Here is a 1160-nt window from a genome sequence, read left to right on the forward strand (position 1 = left end):
GCCTTTTCTGCTATCTTTGCCTGCACCAGATTTTCCTTTGCGCGCAGGGCGAGATGTGCTGCCAGTGGAGAAAACTTTACCTTCTTTTTTCGGATCTCTGCGACGTGTTCCCTTCATGCCAACAATTTCGAAATCAATTGCTCTTTCTTCTTTGTTAACATTAACAACACGTACCGTGATTTCATCACCAATTCGGAACACCTTGCCTGTTCTTTCACCGATCATCGCAAAATGGCGTTCATCATAGCGGTAATAGTCATCCGTCATATAGCTGACATGGACAAGACCCTCAACTGTATTGTTCAGCTCGACAAACATTCCAAAGTTAGTGACAGAGCTGATAATTCCATCATATTCCTCGCCGATTTTATCCAGCATGTATTCTGCCTTTTTCAACTCATCTGTTTCACGTTCAGCTTCAACAGAGCGTCTTTCCATGTTAGAGGAATGCTCGGCAATGTTTGTTAGCTTGCTGTTCCACTTTTCCTGAGTAGGTGCGCTAATATCACCCTCCACAAGATATGTGCGAATAAGTCTGTGCACAATTAAATCCGGATAACGTCTAATTGGCGATGTGAAATGCGTATAGAAATCGGTTGATAATCCAAAATGGCCAAGGCTTTCTGGATAATATTTCGCCTGCTGCATTGATCGAAGCATGACAGTTGATATGACCATTTCCTCTGGTGTTCCTTGCACCTCTTCAATGATTTCCTGAAGAGCTCTTGGATGAACTTCATTTGCAGTTCCTTTAACGATATAACCGAAGTTTGTAATAAACTCAAAGAATCTGCGCAGCTTTTCTTCCTTCGGATCTTCGTGAATACGATAGATGAATGGTACTTGCAGCCAGTGGAAATGCTCAGCAACCGTTTCATTAGCTACAAGCATAAATTCTTCAATTAAGCGTTCAGCCACAGAGCGTTCGCGCAGAACGATATCCTTCGGCTTGCCGTTTTCTTCGACAATCACCTTAGATTCTTTGAAATCAAAATCGATTGCTCCTCTGCCCATTCGTTTATTACGAAGGATTTGCGCTAGCTCCTCCATTCTCTCAAACATAGGAACAAGCTCTGCATATCTTTCCCGCAGCTCCTCATCCTTGTCATTCAAGATAGAGTTAACATCAGCATATGTCATTCTTTCCGTTGTTTTAATAA

At 42.3% G+C, this 1160-nt stretch carries 1 protein-coding gene; it reads right to left on the minus strand.

Going from position 1 to position 1160, the window contains the following annotated elements; translation table 11 throughout:
• On the minus strand, positions 1–1158 hold a 1158-nt coding region (locus AB0G52_RS41290), incomplete at its 3' end, for a VacB/RNase II family 3'-5' exoribonuclease (RefSeq protein ID WP_361344485.1).
• Positions 1159–1160: the final 2 nt, after the last annotated feature.

Source organism: Streptomyces sp. NPDC021562 (assembly GCF_040640875.1).
Taxonomy (GTDB): domain Bacteria; phylum Actinomycetota; class Actinomycetes; order Streptomycetales; family Streptomycetaceae; genus Streptomyces.